Raw genomic sequence first — 17,154 nt, forward strand, 5'->3', positions numbered from 1 at the left:
CAATACTTATTCACAAAGCCGATTCACGCGCGGACATTCTTGCATTGCTGCCTGCAAAAAGTCGGGGCGCAGTCGAGACAGAACTGGTACGAATGGCGAACTTCACCTCGGAACAAGTGCAGGAAAGTCTCCGTTCGCTTCGGGAGGCACAAGCTGTTCGAGGACGCGCAAAAGCTGAAGAGAAACTAGGCCTGTCTCTCAAGCATGCCTCGCCACGCCTTATCTCGTGGTTGGCTCGACCATTTTAGGGAAGGAGGAAACGTCGTGTCCGTAAACATTATCAAAGCCAAGCCAGGTACAGGACTGCCGCTCGCTTCCCGCATTCCCAAAGCCCTGACTGACGCTTCCGAGCAAGCGAAGGAAACTATCGCAAAAGCACACGATGAAGCTGAAGAAATTATTCGTGCTGCGCGTCTCGAGCGAGAAACGGTGATCAATGAGAGTAAGGAGAAAGGCTATGCAGATGGTCTGGACAAGTGGAACGATGCTCTCGTCGGAGCCTGGGACGCTCGTAACCGTTACCTTGCCACAAATGAAACCGTTGTTGTGCAGCTGGCAATGGCGGTAGCACGCAAAATTGTGGGTGAGACAGCAAATATTGATCCCGCCACGGTCCTGCAAAGCGCTCGCGAGGCAATCCGCTCCGCGCGCGGTGAGCAGAAACTCAGGGTGCGAGTCCGCCCGGAAGACGAATCGATCATGCTTCAACAGATGATCGAGCTGAAACGCTCCAACTCCGAAATTGGTGAGATTCAAGTTGTCTCCGATGAGTCAATTACGTTGGGTGGCTGCATCGTCGAAAGCCCTCTGGGAACTATCGACGCTCAATTCAGCACACAACTCCAATCATTGGAGCGCGCTATTTTACGAGGTACCCATGCTGGAAATCTCAGAGCTTAGCGTCGCTCCGTATCTGGTGGCCATCGATAAGTGCACCCCATTTGTTGTGAAGGGGCGCGTCAAAGGGCTTGTCGGACTGCTCATTCGCGCGACGGTGCCTGACGCCTGGATCGGCGAGCTATGTATGATTCACAATCACCGATCGGCAACGCCTCTCAAGGCCGAGGTTGTTGGTTTCGAAGATGGTGACGTGCTGTTGATGCCGCTCGGACCTCTCGTGGACATCGGCCCCCAGAGTGAAGTTGTTCCTACCGGAAACTATCTAACGGTCAAGGTCGGAGACGAATTGCTAGGTCGCGTGCTGAACGGACTCGGAGAGCCGATGGATGCAGAATTTAATGGGCCGCTCCTCGCAAACGAAGAGTATGCCGTCTACCAGGAAGCCCCTGATCCCATGCACCGGAATCGTGTGCTCAATCCTATTTCGGTCGGCGTACGCGCCATAGATGGATTGTTGGCATGCGGGGAAGGGCAGCGTATCGGTCTCTTTGCCGCAGCAGGCGTAGGAAAAAGTACCCTCCTCGGCATGATTGCAAGGAATACAGAGGCCGACGTCAACGTTATTACCTTAGTGGGCGAACGTGGACGCGAAGTACGAGACTTTCTGGAACACGATCTCGGCCCTGAAGGATTGAAACGCTCCGTGATCGTTTGTGCTACTTCCAACGAATCGTCGCTCGTCCGCCTGAAGGCGGCATACGTCGGTACGGCGATCGCGGAATATTTTCGTAACAAGGGAAAGAAGGTAATGCTGATGATGGATTCTGTCACTCGATTTGCGCGCGCTCAACGTGAAGTTGGCCTTGCCTGCGGGGAGCCTCCCGCACGAGCTGGCTATACTCCTTCCGTCTTCGCCGAACTTCCACGTCTATTGGAGCGAGCCGGGAATTCCGATCGCGGCTCCATCACTGCCTTTTACACAGTGCTTGTAGCCGGTGACGACATGAACGAGCCGGTCGCCGATGAAGTGCGATCGATCCTCGACGGACATATCGTCATGTCTCGGGATCTTGCTGGAGCCGGCCACTTTCCTGCAATCGATGTTTTAAGTAGCGTAAGCCGCGTTATGAGCGCAGTTAGCTCGAAACAGCACCGTGCGGCTGCATCTGCAATGCGAGGCGTGCTCGCAACCTACAACAAAAACAAGGACATCATTGCGCTAGGCGCCTATCAAGCGGGAAGCGACCCCAGGATCGATGACGCAGTCCAGAGAATTGACACCATCAATGACTACTTGAAGCAGGCAACAGACGAGTCCATTCCGCAAAGTGAATCCGTTGAAAAACTCTGCGCGATGTTCGCCAATTAGTGATGCCGTTTGTATTTAGATTGCAAGCGATTCTCGATCAGCGCATTGACCTGCGAAAACAAGCTGAAGACTTGTTGAAGTCAAAGGAGCATGAACTTGCAGCCGAAAAGAGAACGTTGCGAGAACTTGAAGAGGCGGTAGAGACAGCAGCAGCGCTTTACCGTCGCAGACGGGCGGAGCGTTCGAGATCTGGAATGAGTCTAGGCGTACCGATTCTCATTCAGAACGACTCATTGATCGGGCTCGAGATGGATGTGCAGGAGGCTCGTTCAGCCGTTCTTTCCCAGCAAATCTTGGTGGATCAGGCAGTGGAACTAGTTGATGAAGCAAAAGCAGTTTTGGCCTCTCGTAGGCTCGAAGAAGAGGTTTTGGAAAAGTACCGGCAGAAAGTTAAAACACAATTTGAACAAGAAGAAAGCTACAAGGAAGAACGCGAACAGGACGAGATTGGCAGCGTCATTTACCTGGGCAAGCGAGCGCGGACATGATTATTACGAATCAAAATTCGATAAACCCTCAGGAAGTGGAAACCCAACAGCAACGGCAGGAGAAGAAGGACGTTCAGAGGTCCTCGGACCGGTTTGCAAGCATGCTGGATAGTCAAAAGAAACAGCAGCAACAATTCGATAAGGTTGCGGACAAAGCAAACAAAGAGCAGGCGTCGAAGGCACGGAATAATAAAGCTGAGGTTGCGTCTTCGATTGGCTCCAAAGATGCACCCGGCGGAGTTGCTTCTTCGTCGGCCCGTCAGGTCGCAGGAGGTAATGGCCCCGAGACCCCCAACGTTCCACCCGATATCCAAAAACTAGCCGAAGAATTCGGTCATCAGATCCAACTTCACCAGTTGGGTAATAACTCGCAGATGGTGGACATTACGTTTCATTCAAAAACGCTTCCGGGACTCAAAGTACAAATTCGTCGGTCGAAGGGCCAGTTGGCAATTCGCTTTCTGTCTCAATCAGTCAGCACCACGCAGCTTCTCGCAAAGCACACGGCCAGCCTACAGGAAACACTCGAAAGCAAAGGTCTCAACATCGCAAGTATTACTCTTACCGGCAGTCGGTACCCCATGAACATTCCAGGAAGTCTCAGTGCCACAGTCTGAAGCAATGCATAAATCGGAGAAACCGAAGCTGTTCGACGAACTCAAACGATATTCGTCGGTACAGGTAGTAGAGAACAATCTCTATCGCAAGTTCCTTGCGACTCTCCCCGGCTGTGCGTTGTGGGTAGAGGATGTTCTGCGCGAGCTGTTACCGGTATCCGGAGGAAACGAGCTTCAGATCACGCTCACGAATGAGATGAACAATGGGCAGAAACAAACCCTTGTTTTCAAACAAAAGGAGATATCTATTGGCAGAGCGAAGACAAGCGATATTCCGTTGCCCCTGCAATCCATCAGCCGTCATCAAGCACGCATTATTGAACGCGATGGGTCGTTCTACATTGAAGATCTGCATAGTGCGAGCGGTACCTTTGTTAACGGGCGCAAACTCGATGTTGCCCATTCATGCTTGCTCAGCGCGGGGGATGAAGTTCGCATGTACCCTTATGTCCTGCGTGTCGAGCCGAAGGCTCTATGGACATATGACGATGCGGTACGAATTAAGGCTTCATCTCTGCCTGATTACCTAGACTCGGAGATGTTCGTTTCTAACTTCGGCCCGGATGCCTGCCTGTTTGAAGTCGGCATCCAATCCGATACTGGCAATGCCATTTTGGCGATCAGTCGCTCGTTGCTGACAACGGCGCTTGCACGTCTGGTGCGTACTACCAAAGATGGAGGAATAGTCGAGTCCGATGGGACGTTGATGGAGTTCGTGGCTATCTGTATCGTCGAGCGAATCAACCGCACGGTGCAGTTTCCTTTTGAGTTTTCGCTTCGGCCATTATCTGGACTCACAGCGAAGAAACAGTCGGGACTCATGCTCGAAACAGCGATCGAATTGAGCAGCGAGCACGGGCACATTCGTCTGTTCTTTCCGGGGAGCGTGTTGGAAAAACTCGCGCACGAGCGGAGTAATCTTCCAGCTTTAACCAAGTCTCTTCTGTCTTGGGAACTCTTGCTGTCGGAGGGGCTCGTGCTTTTGGCCGCAAGCGAGATAGAAGAAGTCGAGCCTGGCGACACACTGATCTACACGCCGGCATCTCGTCTTATCTTGCCTCCCGCACCAAAGTCCGCAGATGCCCGGAGGGGCTGGCAGGTAAGCAGGAGCGAAGAGAAACCGCTCCATTTTGTAGTTCGAACATTTTGCGAATGGGGTTCAGAAATGCCGCAAGAAGAGAAGTTGCAAGAACAGAAGACTGCAACGGGGAAGGTCGATCTATCGGGACTCCCAGTCAACATCCATGTTGTGCTGACACGCGTTGAGATGAGCCTTCAGGAACTCCAGGCACTCTCTGCAGGGAGCATCATTCAGCTGGATGAGCAAACGAACAGCGCGGTCCAGCTGGTGAGTGGGAATACCTTGATTGGCTCCGGTGAACTCGTAAACATTGACGGCGGACGAATGGGTGTGAAGATCACACACTGGCGGGAACAGTAGATGACCGCTTTGCTTCTAATACAGCAGACCGTCTCTCTCGGCTCCCTTTGGGGAGATTACGTGAAGACTATGGTCATACTGATTGGCATCTGTTTGTTCGCCTTCGGTGCCCTCAAGTTTATAAGACCTCGACTATGGGCGAACGTAGGTTCTTTCTCAGAAGGCATTCGCGTGCTCTCGCGTCAGTCATTGGAACCCCGGAAAAATCTGTATGTCGTGCGCGCCGGTAAAACCACCATGTTGATTGCGACAAGTGGCGAGTCCGTGCACTTTATGACGCAGCTTGAGCCATCGGACTTCCCCGAAGAGCAGACAACCGAAGCTGGCGTGCCGAAAACTGCACCGAGGTTTCGGGGATTCAACCAATTTTTGAAAGGTCGTTAGGTCGAATAGACATGACACCGGACTCGTTACCCAATCCAGTTGTAATGGTTATCATTCTCGGCTCATTGGCCCTTGCGCCATTTGTGCTGGTGATGTTAACCTCCTTCGTCAAGATGTCGGTCGTTCTCTCCATTCTGCGGAACGCGCTGGGAACACAGAATGTTCCGCCGAATCAAGTCATCACGGGGCTGGCATTCGTCTTGACATTCTTCGTGATGACTCCGGTTGTAAAGCAAATGTACAAAGATGCCGGGTCAATTTCAGGCTCGAAGGACATGATATCCGAGGCGAGTGTCAAAAGTGTCTTCGACGCCATTGGGCGCGGCAAAGAACCTTTGAGACGTTTCCTCATCAAGCATGCTCATAATGAGGATCGTCTTCTCTTCGTGGAGCTTGCGCGACGCATGGATGAATCGTCACAAACACCACATCCGCAACCGAGCGTTGCTCCTGCAGTATCCCCGCCATCAACTCCTGCTATCGCTCCTATCAGCTCAACAACTTTGACCGTTACACCTGCTGGTACGGCGAACGTCACGAGCACCGCGCCTGCTTCTGGTAATGCAACAGTGCAACTTCCTCCTGGACAAACGCAGAACGTGGTTGCATCGCAGGCAGCGCCTCCGATCTCTATTTCACAAGACTCACCGCTTTCAAAGGATGACTTTCAAGTCATTATTCCTGCGTTTGTCACAAGCCAGTTGAAAGAGGCATTTCAGATTGGCTTTCTTATCTTTCTGCCATTCATCATCATCGACATGGTTGTAGCAAACATCCTGCTTGCCATGGGTATGAGCATGCTTTCACCGAGTGTTGTCTCGCTGCCATTCAAGCTCCTGCTCTTTGTTCTTGTCGACGGCTGGTTCCTCATTGTGCGAGGACTTGTCCTCAGTTATGTGTAGGTCGGAATGGAGCGAATCACAAATGGATACAGAGACTGTAGTTTCCATTCTGCGGCAGGGACTCTACCTCGTACTGATGGTGTCCGCTGGCCCGATGGCGGCGGCACTGGTGGTTGGCCTTTTCATAAGCGTTCTGCAGGCAACCACGCAGGTACAGGAGCAGACGCTGAGCTATGTGCCAAAGATCGTTGCTGTCTCGGCAGCACTGGCTATCCTTGGTCCCTGGATGCTTAAAGAAGTCGTGCAGTTTACGCAAATGATCCTCAACTCCATCCCTTCGGTGCATTGATGGGTATGTTGCGTGCTCTGCAAAGCATCCTCACAAGTTTAGGTGTTCATACGAACATCCAAGACTTTTCGATGTTGTTCTTCTTGATCTTTACTCGCCTGGCTTCAGCGTTAACCCTCACGCCGTTTCTTGGCGGAAAGGCTTTGCCGGCTCAGATCAAGGTGGGTCTTTCGGTGATGATCGCGGCAATTTTATTCCCTGCACTGAACAGGACTTCCGGCCCAATGCCGGATAACTTCTTGTTCTACTGTGCGCTTCTGGGGAAAGAGTTCATCGTCGGCATGATGATTGGTTTCATTTCGCAGATGGTGTTCTTCGGAGTGCAGATCGCAGGCACCATCATCGATACACAAAGAGGGCTGAACCAGATCACATATCTTGCGCCTGAACTCCCCGGAAACGTCTCAGCCACCGGCAATCTGCAGATTCAGGCATCGATCGCCCTATTTCTCTTGCTTGGTGGCCATCTATTTTTTATTCGTAGCCTGGGGCTCAGCTTTCTGGTCATTCCGCCAATTCAACTTCCGCACATGACTCCCGGCTGGGAGGCCTTGGCAGAAGAGTTCACGAGAATATCTGCCTCTGCTATCCGTATTGGCGTACAGTTGTGCGCTCCTGTTGTGCTCACCATCTTCCTCGTCGATGTCTCATTCGGCAGCATTCAAAAAGTGGCTTCTTCGCTCAAAATCAGCAACGACACAAATACTGCAAAGTCATGGATTGGTCTTGCCGTGTTCTGCCTTTCGGCGCCTTTCTTCTTTCAACAACTCCTCCACTACCTTGCTTCCATGATCCCGATGATTGATCACTTCATAAAGAGCCTCGCTTAGGCTCCCGTTCAAAGAGTCGTAATAGCTAGAGAGTTCGTAAGATGGCCGATAAAACAGAACAACCAACACCCAAAAAGCTCAAGGAAGCCCGAGAGAAGGGGCAGATCCCGAAAAGCAATGACCTGACTCAGGCGGTATTGTTTCTGGTTGCCGGTACCATGCTTTCGGGGTGGGGACCGAGCCTTGTCGAACAGCTTAAGAAGTTCATGATCGATTCGTTCGATACAAAGCTGCTTTCGGGCCAGCTCGACGGTTTGCTCTTTGCTCAGAGAGTCAGCAACGCAGGGCTCAAGTTCCTGCTGCTGATCATGCCGTTTTTGGCCGCTCTTATGGTGGCGGCAATTGCCGTCAACTTCGCGCAGACCCAGGGCTTGATCTTCTCCCCTGCCGCCCTTTCACCCAAGTTCTCGAAGCTTAACCCCATCGCGGCTCTTCAAGGGATGTTTCTTAAGCCGAAGACTTACATCGAACTTGTCAAAACTCTACTGAAGTTTGTCATCATCTTGTGGCTCGCTTACTCCACGCTGATGCCCGAGGTGAGAGATCTCATACTCTCGAGCAGAATTGGTCTGTCCGAGGTCGCATCGTTTGCGCCCATGCTTCTTTTCAACTTGCTGTTTAAAGTGGGAGGCGTATTCATTGTCTTCGGCGCTGCGGACTTTGCGATTCAGAAAAAGCTCTATGCGAACGAGTTGATGATGTCGAAGGAAGAGATCAAGCAAGAGTTCAAAGAGCAAGAGGGTGATCCTCACCTTAAGGGTGAACGCAAGCACCTCCAGCGACAACTTCTACAACAGGCTGCGACGAAACGTGTGCCTGACGCCAAAGCGGTGATCGTCAACCCTACGCACATTGCAGTGGCGATTGAATATGACGAGCAGGTCATGAATGCGCCACGACTAGCAGCAAAAGGTCAGTTGCAGATGGCGAAGCGGATCGTTGAGATCGCAAAAAAACATCAAATTCCGGTTATTCGGAATATTCCGCTAGCCAGAAGTCTTTATACATTAGAGCTCGATCAGGAAGTGCCTGAAGACCTCTATGAGGCGGTAGCCGAGATTCTGAACTTTGTCGCAAAGCTGGAGAACACCAATGAAGATCAATAATGTCAACACGCAATATGAGATTCCGGGCTTTGATATCGCACCCCAGGCGTTAGAACCGGGAGAGGACAATGATTTCGAAGGCGCGCCGTATAGTCGTGATCCCGGTATCACATCCCCTCCGCCCGCGGGTGGATGGCAACGGCTTCTCGGCTTGATGGAACCTCCCCCCACGCCGACGAGGATTGATCCTCCGACCCGCCAAGTGACCGGCCGGTCACGTTCTGGCGATACAGCTTCCTATTCAGTTGTGGGTATTCAGGCAGATCCCGGCAACTCACAATTGCCAGTACTCTCGCCGAGAGTCAGCAGGATGATGGCACTGCTGGCGAGCCGCCAGGAAGTCGTCGCCAAGATTCGAATCCGTGCTGCAGAGGTTAGTCAATGAGCTCAATTCCCGTCGGTTGGAACGATGACGTAGCTTTCGATTCAAGCGAGCGCGCTTATCTTTTGCACTCGGAAGGCCGCTATAAAGAATCGCTTGCTCTCTTCGAGGGATTGCTCGATCTCTACCCCGGCAATCCTTACTACATGGACGCCATCGCGGCACTCTATTTGGCCTTGGACCGTCCTGAGGAGGCAGCCCGAATAGCGACAGATCTGCTTCTTGACAATCCGTCCCATCTGCAAGCGCTTGTACGTCGTAGTGAAGCGTATATTACGCTGCGCATGTCGCAGGAGGCCGAAGCGGACATTCAACAGATTCGGAGATTGGGTGCCCGAGATCACGCGAGCCGAATGGCAATGCGGCTTTTGGCCTCCCGTGGAGCGGATTTCTCGCTGTAATTTCTAAAATTGCCTAATTTTCGGGAATTACTTTGGCGCAAACGCGTTATTACAAACAGAGTAAAAAGCTCACCTACCAGGAGGAAGCAATGGGTATCGGCGGAATATTAAGCGGCTTAGGCAGCATTTTGAATAGCGGCGGTGGGAACGATCAGACCACAGGTTCAGTCCCGGATAACAGTCAGAATCTCTCGAACTTGCAGAGTTCCGACTCGCAGTCTCTTCAGCAGCAGCAGGCCGAGGACAACGAAGATCTCGCGTTCCAGCAGGCCAGCAAAGAAGAGCAGGATCGCGCCCAGAACGACAAGTCGGCGATTCAGGCAATCATTTAGCCTGTTCCACGTTTTTCTCTGATTACCGAATATGGTGCGGCGTTGACTCGTTGAAGCCGCACCATATCTCTTGGCAAGCAATGTTTTCGATACAGGCTTTCTCTCATGCTAAAAGGCATCCTCGCACAATTCGAAGACGTTAAGACAGAAGTCCGGGGCGGCAACTTCAGCAGCGTCGTGACCCGATTCAGCGACCTGCTCCTGGTGGTCTGTATCGTTCTTATCGTTGGCCTCATGATCGTTCCACTGCCAACGTTCCTTCTGGACGTCTTCATCACTGCAAACATCACGATCGCCATCACGATCCTAATGGTTGCGCTGTATGTTTCCAATGGCGCGCAACTTGCTTCGTACCCTACCATCCTGCTGCTTACGACGCTATATCGTCTGGCATTGGAGATCTCCTCGACTCGTCTCATTCTTTTGCAGGCAGATGCTGGCGATGTCATCAAAGCATTTGGAGAGTTCGTGGTAGGTGGAAACTTCGTCGTCGGCGCGGTGATCTTCCTCATCATTACTCTCGTGCAATTCCTCGTTATCACCAAGGGGTCGGAGCGAGTCGCTGAAGTTGCCGCACGCTTCACCCTCGACGCGATGCCGGGCAAGCAGATGAGTATTGATGCCGACCTGAGATCTGGCAGCATTGACTTCAAGGTAGCGCGTAAACGTCGCCAGGCGCTTGCCAAAGAATCGCAGTTCTACGGTGCCATGGATGGCGCCATGAAGTTCGTCAAAGGCGATGCCATCGCCGGCATTATCATCACCGTCATCAACATTGTCGGCGGCCTCATCATCGGCGTAGCCATGAACGGTATGCGCGCATCCGAGGCGGTGCAGACCTACTCTATCCTTACCATAGGTGACGGACTCGTCTCACAGATTCCCGCGTTGCTTATCTCCATTTCTGCCGGCCTGGTTGTGACGCGCGTCGCCTCAGAGGACGAGGATACAAACCTGGGCAGCGACATTGCCGGGCAAATTCTCGCGCAGCCGAAAGCGATAGGGATCGCGTCTGTCATCCTCTTGATCCTCGGTCTTGTTCCCGGCATGCCAAAGCTCGCCTTTCTTTTGCTTGCGTCTGTAACCGGCAGCATCTCCTACGGGCTCTATCAAGCAACAGGACTTAAAAAGCAGGCCAAAGATCAGGAGACAGAAAAGCTCAAGCAGATTGTTCCTCCGCCTTCGTCGGATCCTTCAATTACGCGCACTGTCCCACTCATCATGGAACTCGGCAAGGAGCTTGTGCCTTATGTTTCGTATGAGACAGCGGCGGGTAAGGAGTACTTCCGCAAACTGGTCGAGCTGCGAGACACTCTGTACCGTCAGCTTGGCGTTGTCTACCCTGCTCTGCGAGTCAATCTCGAAATGCTCGCCTTCGAAGGGAACAACAACTATCGCTTTTGGTTGCAGGAGTCGCCTATTGCCAACGGGCGTATCATCAGCGATCGGCTTTTGGTCAATGCCTCCGCTCAACAACTATCTCAATATGGAGTTCAGGCAGAAGCCACGATGAATCCGGCGGATTTCAAACCGGCTGCCTGGATTTCGCGTGCCGATAAAGCACGTGTAGCCTCTTTGCAAGTCAAGATCTGGGAAACAGACGACGTACTTCTCTTGCAGACTTCTCGTTTTCTTCGAGCACATGCGATGGATTTCATCTCGGTGCAGGAAGTGCAGTGGATGATCAACGAGACACGGAAGCTCTATCCTGCTCTGGTGGATGAGATCATACCAAAGACTATTGGCATGCAACAGCTTACAGATGTGCTCAAGCGTCTACTCAGCGAAGAAGTCAGCATCCGCGATCTCAAAGTCATCCTCCAGGCGATCGGAGAATGGTATCGCATCGACGGCGGCAACACGGTTGAACTCGTAGAACATGTTCGTGCGGCAATGCGTCGTCGGATTTGCTTTGGTCTCAGCGGCGGTAAGGCGCGCCTTCTGGTCTATCAACTCGACCCTGGCATTGAAGACATGCTGCGCGATGCTATTCGCCAGGGACCAGCCGGACCATTCCTCGCCATTGAGTATGACCAGCGTACAAAATTGATTCAAACGCTACGTGAACAGATTGCCGATGTCTCCACGCGCACCCAAAGCCCTGTCCTGCTGGTCGACTCTTCCGTCCGCAGATACATCAAGGTTGCGGTTGGTGAGGATTTTCCTGAATTGCGCGCCATCAGTTATAACGAAATCGCTCCGGAGGTCGAAGTAGAGCCGATTGGCACCATTACATTTGCGCCTACGGTGGCCGTCGATGAACAGCAATTGTCATTGCAGTAAACAGGTGCCATATGAACACTCCACAGAGAAAAACAATGCCTGATGAGACGGCCAGCGCCGCCGACGAGAACAAGCTCCCGCCCGATTGGATGATATTTTCAGCTCTTAACGCAGCATGGATTCAATCTCCGGACGGCACCATCAAACTTATGGCAGAGCGTATTATGACCTTTCAGGGACTTGGCACCTCTGCGGCTCCGGCAGAGCGGGTACGAGCACGGCTGATTGCTCAGAGCTATGTCCAGGTTTACGCTGTGTTGCAAGAGCTAAACGCAACTTACAAAAAAACGGCTTATGCCGAACGCAAAGCGACCTAGGAGTTACAAGCATGGATACACTCCCACTTTCTACTGGATCTTCCGCCCCCATCGATAACGATCAGGGCCTGCAACAGGAACTTCAGCAGGTTCGGATGCAGCAAGCAAAGATCTATTCGCAAATGCAGGCCCAGATGTTGAAACAGAGTAAGGGGCCAGGAAACTTCCGGAAGATCATGGGCGTCATCGCGGGCGCAGCGGCGGGTGCCTTCGCTCCAGGCCTGGGGGGCGCCGTCGGTACGATGGTGATCGGAAACAGTCAATCGAACTCAGTAAATAACCTTGTGACTCTGAACGCAATGAACACGTTCGCAGCCAACACCGGATTGGCTGCAAGCCTTGCTGGATCTACAGGTTCGGCCAACATTAATGCCTTAAGCGCAGCGAACAAAAGTAACGCGGCATTGCAGCAAGCAAACACTGACCATCTAAATGCGATTCAGCAGGAACTCGGCGAGATTGCGGGCCTGCCAAAAGGGCCCGACCCTGTATCCTTCCTCGCCCTCGCTGAAAAGACAAACACTGAATCCGAAATCTTCCAGGCCACAACTGCAATTGCGAAAGCAAAGCACGAAGCTGCTATGGCTGCGATTCAAAACATCAAGGACTAAGGGCCTGACTGAAAGGATAGACCGTGAAGATTCCCGCAAAAGAAATAGCGCTGATGATGGAGGTAGGGCACCTCTGTCGGTATGCGCGACGCTTCCGGGAAGCCCGGGAGATCTTCCAGGGTGTTGGCGCTCTTTTGCGCGAACGTGATGCTGCAGACCTTGCGCTTGCTGCCGTAGCTTTCGATGAACAGAAGTTTAATGATGTAGAGACGCTCTGTCGGCGAGTGCTCAACAGTGATAGGCGAAATGTGTCGGCATACACGCAACTGGCGGAGCTACACATCAGTCGCAACGAAACAGCGGACGCCCTCAACGTCCTGAAAGCAGCCCGGGACCTGCGACCATCGGAACCCGTTGCTTCGCTCGTGACTTCTCTGCAGCGGCTTACGGAATTGCTGCTCAAGCTTGAACACTCTAACAAGCAAAGAGCTGCGACTCGCTGATCGCTTTTGCGGCTCCCTCTCAAGTTCAACCAATATGGGACTAGATTATGCAAGTAACGCTGATACGCCTCGATACTTCCACACAGGAAGCAACCAAAGCTCAGATCGAGATCGAAGACCGAGTGTTTTTTGGACGACAGCTTGGTAGTCCCTTGACACTTCAAGGGGAGGCCCTTTCACGGCAACACTTCGCGCTCTTCATTGCCGAGGAGCGACTTATGATCGAAAATCTGAGTGGCAATGGCACCAGCCTCAACGGGGAGGCACTGACTATAAAAAGCCCCTCGTCCGTGCAATCCGGAGATGTAGTGGAGGTGCCCGGCTATCAGATTCGTGTGGAACTACAGGAAGCTTTACAGAACGAAGAGGCGGAGGGAACAAAGGTTCCAGTCTGGCAAACTTATGGCAAAATGGCTCTTAATTTCTTCAATCCGCTTGAGGTCGCGTTGCTACTCTGCGTTATCGCATGTATCTGCCTCTTCACGTATTACGTCGCGACCTAGGCAGAACGCGGCTCATCCCGTTGTTTTTATTCGTATGTATATCTCACATTCTCAGCGATACGGCATCCACTCTGTAGCCGCCGGTACGCACAGGTGCGCTTTCTTTTGGTTCGATATTGCCATAACGGAAAGGATGCCTTACTCCAGTTGCGCCCATGTCTTTTGAAAGATAAAAGCTGTCGCAGCCAGATCCGCCATACGAATAGAGAAGGGGGCTTCTCCATGTTGCTTTGGTCCGGCAACGGCGGTTGTTCGTGGGCATAGATTTGCACCAGTTGTTGTCATGGGGACGAACAGGCTGTATATCGAGCTAGGCTCTTTTTGGATGAAGGGCCATGGCGCAGTTTCAATTTCGTACATTGCGTGATGGATCCTTGGATGGTGAGATCCCATGAGATTTCGTACAATGCAAGCATGGCTGGAAGTCAACAGGAAACCTGCGCTACGAACGTACTAGGCAGTGAATACGTGGATGGCCTGTATAGGTATGCGATGGTTATCACCCGCAATCGTGCGGACGCAGAGGATTTGGTCCAAGAGACATATGTTCATGCGTTGGAGGCCGTCGAGCGGCTTCGTGAGAATAGCAACATCAAGGGGTGGTTGTTCACAATCTTGCGGAATCTCTGGTTCAACCAACTGCGAAAACGTCGAAACTCCCCGACGATTATGGAGATGGATGGGGATGACTATACCGCGGACAGCCTTGTTGGAAATGCGAGAGATGCACATGCGATTCTTGTGAGCAATGAAGACTCTATCATCGTAAGATCTGCCATTAATAGTTTGCCCGTAGAATTTAGAGAAGTCATTCTGCTACGGGAGTTTGAAGAACTTTCCTATCAGGAAATCGCGAATGTGCTTGGCTGTCCGGCCGGTACTGTTATGTCACGGTTAGCGAGGGCGCGTGCCAAGCTTCGTACGGCACTTACCGACATGGGGAGCGCCCCTAATGGCTTCGAAAAGAGGAATTTATCATGAGCGATTGTGCCGATTACAGCTCGCAGATACAACTTTATCTTGACGACGAACTGAACGGGAGCGACGCGGAATCGCTTCTTGCTCACTTGGATCATTGCGAATCTTGCCGTCGAGAGATGGAAGGGGCTGAAGCGTTCTCTCGAAGATTGAGGCAAGCGCGCCCATTTGCAGGTGCACCGGTTGCGCTACACGAGCGTATTGCGACCTTGGTAGCGACTCGGGATGCACTCAAGCCAGAGGCTTTGATCCACGAGACCAAAATCATGGTTATGAGGCCCCGCAAAAAGACAATACAGTATGCTCTGGCGGTTGCGGCGATGCTCTTTCTTGTTGCAAGCGGCTTTTTCTTTACTCCGCGCTTGCGGGTCGAATCGAATGCAAATAGCTTCATTTCAACTGCCATCGATTCTCATCGAGCGCTCTCGGACGCCGCCCTGCAACTCGACGTGCAATCAGAATCGCCAAGTGTCGTTTCTGCGTGGTTCTCCCAAAGAGTTTCGTTTCCATTTCGTATGCCAAATGCAGGTATTGCCGCTAACGATTTGGCCAAATATAAACTCCGTGGTGGCCGTTTGGTGACCTTCGGCGGGGAGCGAGCGGCTGTGCTCGTTTTTCGGTTGTCGCAGGATTTGGTCACTGTACTGATTGCGCCGGACCGACAAGCCCGAGCGATTGGCGGACATATCACATACTCGGACGGAATTAAATTCCATGCCATGGATCGGGACCGGATGCATGTCGTGACGTGGGAAAACCAGAGCCTCACCTATGCATTGACCTCAAATCTTAAGGGAAGCGCAGCACGCGCTTGTTCGACTTGCCACGAGGGCGCTTCTTCTAAAGTAGATACTTCCCAGTTCACCCAGTGGATGCGGAAGGCGCGACCACTGCCAGAGGGACAACAAATTTACGCTTCTAAAGGTAGTTCCAGCCACTCAAATGACTTCGAACCATACTGAGCGAAATTTATAGGCGTCCGTCAACGCACTCGTTTCAATTAGCCCTGTTCAGAAATGCTTTGAATCAGGAAGATGAGTGGCCGCGAGCATGAGATCGGGTGCAGATCTCACGCGCAATTCCTATGTGGTGTTACGAACTTCATGTGGGAATTTGTCCGAAGCTTCGAAACATGAGTGCAGCGAAGGTGAGAAGGTAGAGTTTTGAGTGTCATGTCAAACCCCTCGTAGTCTCATGGGCGAAGCTAGAAGCGTGTGGCTTAAACTTCGCTTGGCCAGACCTGTTCAACCCTTTGCCCTGCCACCCGGATTCACTCAGTAATGAGCGGACATCCTCAATCAGCGAGTTAAACACCCCCCCTGCAGCCAGCGCTGCATCTGTTGGTAGATTACAAACTGCCGAGGACGATCGTGAGGTAGAAACACCGCAGCCCACCAGTCGGCACCATATGGCGCGCCGCGTTGAACTCAGCTCCTAGATCATGCTGCGTTGCGGCACTATCTTTTCGGCAAAAGCAGAAGCGATCAACGGCTCAAGCAGACGGGAATAAACTTCTCATTGCGCTGTTTTCTATAACAGATGCACTTGGTCGTTTAGGCCGATCAGATGTTTAGGATCGGAACGGTCATCGCGGACCTTTGCAGTGCACATCATCAGTAAGCTATAGCCGTTTTGCATCTGACGCGCAAAAGGATACTGTGTGACCGCGATTATCTGCCCTACATAAATTAGGAGAAGAGCAGCCTTATGCTAAACGGATTTCGAGCTCAACGATATTGCCTCTAGAGGCTGTTAATGACTTCAGTTGAGTATTTTGAAGATTCTGCTGAGCATGAGGCAGGCGAAGGCGAAGTAGTGGAAGGCGGCGAGGGTTTGGGAGAGGCGTTCGTAGTCTCTAGCCAGGCGGCGGAATCGCGGGGCCCAGGCGAAGCTTCTCTCGACGACCCATCGGCGGGGCAGCAGGACGAAGCCCCGTTTGGCCTCCGTGTGCTTGACCACCTCCAGTTGAATGCCGTGCCGGGCGGCCGCGCTGTCCGCGGTTTCTCCGGTGTAGCCCTGGTCGACGTAGGCAAGTTCCACGTGGTCTCCGGTGATCTGCTGCACCGCTTCGGCGAGCTTGTCCACCTGGGCGCGGTCCTGCTCGTTGGCGGCGGCGACATGCGAGGCGAGCAGGTTGCCCAGGGTGTCCACCGCAGCGTGCACCTTTGCTCCTTTGCGCCGCTTGGCACCATCGTATCCGGCCCGCGCCCCCGACTCCGGCGTGGACTGCAGCGTCCGGCTGTCCACCACCATCGCCGTGGGCTGCGGCTTGCGCTCGGCAAACTCGCGCAATAGAGAGCGCAGGTCCTCCACCATGATCTCGAAGCATCCGGCACCGATCCAGCGCCACGTCTGCTGGTACACCACCGGCCACGGCGGAAGATCGTTCGGCATCATCCGCCAGTGCGCCCCAGTCTTCACCAGCCAGCGCAGAGCGTTGAACACCGCCCGCAAACGGTGCGACCGCTCCCGAGCGTCCTCCCGGCACATAGGCGCGCCAGTGCAGTTGAAACGCTCCAACGATAGGCTGGCTGCTTTGTAAGAGCGATCAGAGTGAGCATCTTGCGCAATTTTCCCGTAAATAGCCAATTCATTGATACGAGTAGCGGCTAGCGGGCAACATGCAAGCCTCCCTCCT

22 protein-coding genes are annotated in these 17,154 nt (G+C 52.8%); 20 read left to right on the plus strand and 2 right to left on the minus strand.

The genetic code is table 11. From position 1 onward, the window contains the following. Positions 1–264 precede the first annotated feature (264 nt). From BDD14_RS18030 to BDD14_RS18115, 18 genes are all read left to right on the plus strand, one after another. Positions 265–900 carry a FliH/SctL family protein gene (locus BDD14_RS18030; RefSeq protein ID WP_165420131.1) on the plus strand — a complete coding sequence of 212 codons (636 nt, stop codon included), beginning with the start codon at positions 265–267 and terminating at the stop codon, positions 898–900. Next, positions 878–2,209: a type III secretion system ATPase SctN gene (sctN, locus tag BDD14_RS18035; protein ID WP_130420019.1), complete on the plus strand. Its 1,332-nt coding sequence runs from the start codon at positions 878–880 to the stop codon at positions 2,207–2,209. The genes BDD14_RS18030 and sctN overlap by 23 nt, the downstream gene beginning before the upstream one ends. Before the next feature lie 2 nt (positions 2,210–2,211). Next, positions 2,212–2,697 carry a hypothetical protein gene (locus BDD14_RS18040; protein WP_130420020.1) on the plus strand — a complete coding sequence of 162 codons (486 nt, stop codon included), beginning with the start codon at positions 2,212–2,214 and terminating at the stop codon, positions 2,695–2,697. Continuing rightward, positions 2,694–3,314: a flagellar hook-length control protein FliK gene (locus BDD14_RS18045; protein WP_130420021.1), complete on the plus strand. Its 621-nt coding sequence runs from the start codon at positions 2,694–2,696 to the stop codon at positions 3,312–3,314. The genes BDD14_RS18040 and BDD14_RS18045 overlap by 4 nt, the downstream gene beginning before the upstream one ends. A 118-nt stretch (positions 3,315–3,432) precedes the next feature. Beyond that, positions 3,433–4,755 (plus strand): FHA domain-containing protein, encoded by a 1,323-nt coding sequence (locus tag BDD14_RS18050; protein WP_165420133.1) that lies wholly within the window; start codon positions 3,433–3,435, stop codon positions 4,753–4,755. Between the two features lie 69 nt (positions 4,756–4,824). After that, positions 4,825–5,139 carry a flagellar biosynthetic protein FliO gene (locus BDD14_RS18055; RefSeq protein WP_242618259.1) on the plus strand — a complete coding sequence of 105 codons (315 nt, stop codon included), beginning with the start codon at positions 4,825–4,827 and terminating at the stop codon, positions 5,137–5,139. 11 nt (positions 5,140–5,150) lie between these two features. Next, positions 5,151–6,041 carry a flagellar type III secretion system pore protein FliP gene (locus tag BDD14_RS33765; RefSeq protein ID WP_130420024.1) on the plus strand — a complete coding sequence of 297 codons (891 nt, stop codon included), beginning with the start codon at positions 5,151–5,153 and terminating at the stop codon, positions 6,039–6,041. A gap of 22 nt (positions 6,042–6,063) precedes the next feature. After that, positions 6,064–6,330 carry a flagellar biosynthesis protein FliQ gene (gene fliQ / locus BDD14_RS18065; RefSeq protein ID WP_130420025.1) on the plus strand — a complete coding sequence of 89 codons (267 nt, stop codon included), beginning with the start codon at positions 6,064–6,066 and terminating at the stop codon, positions 6,328–6,330. A 5-nt stretch (positions 6,331–6,335) separates the two neighbouring features. Next, the gene (locus BDD14_RS18070; RefSeq protein WP_165420135.1) at positions 6,336–7,160 is read left to right on the plus strand and encodes a flagellar biosynthetic protein FliR; all 825 of its coding nucleotides are present in this window, start codon (positions 6,336–6,338) and stop codon (positions 7,158–7,160) included. Between the two features lie 41 nt (positions 7,161–7,201). After that, positions 7,202–8,266, plus strand: coding sequence for an EscU/YscU/HrcU family type III secretion system export apparatus switch protein (locus BDD14_RS18075; RefSeq protein WP_130420027.1), 1,065 nt, complete (start codon positions 7,202–7,204; stop codon positions 8,264–8,266). Beyond that, positions 8,253–8,651 carry a hypothetical protein gene (locus tag BDD14_RS18080; RefSeq protein WP_130420028.1) on the plus strand — a complete coding sequence of 133 codons (399 nt, stop codon included), beginning with the start codon at positions 8,253–8,255 and terminating at the stop codon, positions 8,649–8,651. The genes BDD14_RS18075 and BDD14_RS18080 overlap by 14 nt, the downstream gene beginning before the upstream one ends. Further along, the gene (locus BDD14_RS18085) at positions 8,648–9,049 is read left to right on the plus strand and encodes a tetratricopeptide repeat protein (protein WP_130420029.1); all 402 of its coding nucleotides are present in this window, start codon (positions 8,648–8,650) and stop codon (positions 9,047–9,049) included. Before BDD14_RS18080 ends, BDD14_RS18085 begins: the two co-directional genes overlap by 4 nt. A 32-nt stretch (positions 9,050–9,081) precedes the next feature. Beyond that, positions 9,082–9,381 carry a hypothetical protein gene (locus BDD14_RS18090; RefSeq protein ID WP_130420030.1) on the plus strand — a complete coding sequence of 100 codons (300 nt, stop codon included), beginning with the start codon at positions 9,082–9,084 and terminating at the stop codon, positions 9,379–9,381. A 105-nt stretch (positions 9,382–9,486) separates the two neighbouring features. Further along, positions 9,487–11,664 carry a type III secretion system export apparatus subunit SctV gene (gene sctV, locus BDD14_RS18095; RefSeq protein ID WP_130420031.1) on the plus strand — a complete coding sequence of 726 codons (2,178 nt, stop codon included), beginning with the start codon at positions 9,487–9,489 and terminating at the stop codon, positions 11,662–11,664. Between the two features lie 11 nt (positions 11,665–11,675). Further along, positions 11,676–11,981, plus strand: coding sequence for a hypothetical protein (locus tag BDD14_RS18100; RefSeq protein WP_130420032.1), 306 nt, complete (start codon positions 11,676–11,678; stop codon positions 11,979–11,981). Positions 11,982–11,992: 11 nt separating this feature from the next. After that, entirely contained in the window at positions 11,993–12,592 is a 600-nt protein-coding gene (locus BDD14_RS18105; protein ID WP_130420033.1) for a hypothetical protein, read from the plus strand. Between the two features lie 23 nt (positions 12,593–12,615). Then, complete coding sequence (locus BDD14_RS18110) at positions 12,616–13,035, plus strand: tetratricopeptide repeat protein (RefSeq protein WP_130420034.1); 420 nt, start codon at positions 12,616–12,618, stop codon at positions 13,033–13,035. 47 nt (positions 13,036–13,082) lie between these two features. Then, positions 13,083–13,538 (plus strand): FHA domain-containing protein, encoded by a 456-nt coding sequence (locus BDD14_RS18115; RefSeq protein WP_130420035.1) that lies wholly within the window; start codon positions 13,083–13,085, stop codon positions 13,536–13,538. A gap of 138 nt (positions 13,539–13,676) precedes the next feature. Here BDD14_RS18115 and BDD14_RS18120 read toward each other — a convergent pair whose 3' ends face one another. Further along, positions 13,677–13,898, minus strand: coding sequence for a hypothetical protein (locus BDD14_RS18120; protein WP_130420036.1), 222 nt, complete (start codon positions 13,896–13,898; stop codon positions 13,677–13,679). Positions 13,899–14,030: 132 nt separating this feature from the next. Here BDD14_RS18120 and BDD14_RS18125 point away from each other — a divergent pair, with 132 nt between their 5' ends. Together BDD14_RS18125 and BDD14_RS18130 are read left to right on the plus strand one after the other, a co-directional pair. Then, the gene (locus tag BDD14_RS18125) at positions 14,031–14,519 is read left to right on the plus strand and encodes a sigma-70 family RNA polymerase sigma factor (protein ID WP_242618038.1); all 489 of its coding nucleotides are present in this window, start codon (positions 14,031–14,033) and stop codon (positions 14,517–14,519) included. Next, positions 14,516–15,478 (plus strand): zf-HC2 domain-containing protein, encoded by a 963-nt coding sequence (locus BDD14_RS18130; protein WP_130420037.1) that lies wholly within the window; start codon positions 14,516–14,518, stop codon positions 15,476–15,478. The genes BDD14_RS18125 and BDD14_RS18130 overlap by 4 nt, the downstream gene beginning before the upstream one ends. A 799-nt stretch (positions 15,479–16,277) precedes the next feature. On the opposite strand, the gene BDD14_RS18135 is transcribed toward BDD14_RS18130, so the two are convergent. Next, positions 16,278–17,036, minus strand: coding sequence for an IS5 family transposase (locus tag BDD14_RS18135; RefSeq protein ID WP_423201802.1), 759 nt, complete (start codon positions 17,034–17,036; stop codon positions 16,278–16,280). Between the last annotated feature and the right edge of the window lie 118 nt (positions 17,037–17,154).

It is taken from the genome of Edaphobacter modestus (genome assembly GCF_004217555.1).
GTDB lineage: Bacteria > Acidobacteriota > Terriglobia > Terriglobales > Acidobacteriaceae > Edaphobacter > Edaphobacter modestus.

Coding starts and splice junctions, on each gene's coding strand:
- fliQ (WP_130420025.1), top strand. CDS start 6,064: ATGGATACAGAGACTGTAGTTTCCATTCTGCGGCAGGGACTCTACCTC.
- BDD14_RS18130 (WP_130420037.1), top strand. CDS start 14,516: ATGAGCGATTGTGCCGATTACAGCTCGCAGATACAACTTTATCTTGAC.
- BDD14_RS18115 (WP_130420035.1), top strand. CDS start 13,083: ATGCAAGTAACGCTGATACGCCTCGATACTTCCACACAGGAAGCAACC.
- BDD14_RS18045 (WP_130420021.1), top strand. CDS start 2,694: ATGATTATTACGAATCAAAATTCGATAAACCCTCAGGAAGTGGAAACC.
- BDD14_RS18120 (WP_130420036.1), bottom strand. CDS start 13,898: ATGTACGAAATTGAAACTGCGCCATGGCCCTTCATCCAAAAAGAGCCT.
- BDD14_RS18105 (WP_130420033.1), top strand. CDS start 11,993: ATGGATACACTCCCACTTTCTACTGGATCTTCCGCCCCCATCGATAAC.
- BDD14_RS33765 (WP_130420024.1), top strand. CDS start 5,151: ATGACACCGGACTCGTTACCCAATCCAGTTGTAATGGTTATCATTCTC.
- BDD14_RS18055 (WP_242618259.1), top strand. CDS start 4,825: ATGGTCATACTGATTGGCATCTGTTTGTTCGCCTTCGGTGCCCTCAAG.
- BDD14_RS18080 (WP_130420028.1), top strand. CDS start 8,253: ATGAAGATCAATAATGTCAACACGCAATATGAGATTCCGGGCTTTGAT.
- BDD14_RS18070 (WP_165420135.1), top strand. CDS start 6,336: ATGTTGCGTGCTCTGCAAAGCATCCTCACAAGTTTAGGTGTTCATACG.
- sctV (WP_130420031.1), top strand. CDS start 9,487: ATGCTAAAAGGCATCCTCGCACAATTCGAAGACGTTAAGACAGAAGTC.
- BDD14_RS18100 (WP_130420032.1), top strand. CDS start 11,676: ATGAACACTCCACAGAGAAAAACAATGCCTGATGAGACGGCCAGCGCC.
- BDD14_RS18125 (WP_242618038.1), top strand. CDS start 14,031: ATGGTTATCACCCGCAATCGTGCGGACGCAGAGGATTTGGTCCAAGAG.
- BDD14_RS18040 (WP_130420020.1), top strand. CDS start 2,212: ATGCCGTTTGTATTTAGATTGCAAGCGATTCTCGATCAGCGCATTGAC.
- BDD14_RS18075 (WP_130420027.1), top strand. CDS start 7,202: ATGGCCGATAAAACAGAACAACCAACACCCAAAAAGCTCAAGGAAGCC.
- sctN (WP_130420019.1), top strand. CDS start 878: ATGCTGGAAATCTCAGAGCTTAGCGTCGCTCCGTATCTGGTGGCCATC.
- BDD14_RS18085 (WP_130420029.1), top strand. CDS start 8,648: ATGAGCTCAATTCCCGTCGGTTGGAACGATGACGTAGCTTTCGATTCA.